This window comes from Flavobacterium chungangensis (assembly GCF_042654045.1).
Classification (GTDB): Bacteria; Bacteroidota; Bacteroidia; order Flavobacteriales; family Flavobacteriaceae; genus Flavobacterium; species Flavobacterium chungangensis.
Map to the genome: position 1 here is coordinate 1 of NZ_JBHSFY010000058.1, position 507 is coordinate 507.

A 507-nucleotide genomic window follows, 5' to 3' on the forward strand; every position below is an offset into this window, starting at 1 on the left:
CTAGAGGCAACCATCTAGCCCTAGGAATCTTAGTTCTATGCAACATCAAAACAACAAATGGCACACACAATGGCGCACAAGTACGTAACAAAGAAGCCTCAATCAAAGGGATATGATTCAGCGCCCAGTAATAAAAGAGAAAGCCAACAAAACCACCAAAGCTGCGTAAAAAATGAATTTTCCAGACAGATAAAGGCCGTTTTTGCCAACGTCCACGCATTTGCGGTAACAAAATCAAAACACAAAATAGGCTTTGCCAGAAAACCAAAGTCGACACCGTAATCATGGTCTGAGCTTGTTTCGCCGCCAATGCGGTAACTGACATAACGAATGCATAAGCGATTGTCATCACAATGCCTTTCTTTAATAGCTCATTTTCATCTAACACTAGGGACTCGTTCTATATAAGCGAAGCAGAGAGAAAATTTAACTCAATCATTCATGTTACACCAATATTGCCAGTAACAAGCTCGAAACATAATTGAGGGGAAGGGTAAAAACCGTATT

1 protein-coding gene is annotated in these 507 nt (G+C 40.4%); it reads right to left on the bottom strand.

Features of this window, described 5'->3' with window-relative positions; translation table 11 throughout:
- On the bottom strand, nucleotides 1–388 hold a 388-nt coding region (locus ACFO3N_RS25055; protein WP_379801534.1), incomplete at its 3' end, for an EamA family transporter.
- Between the last annotated feature and the right edge of the window lie 119 nt (nucleotides 389–507).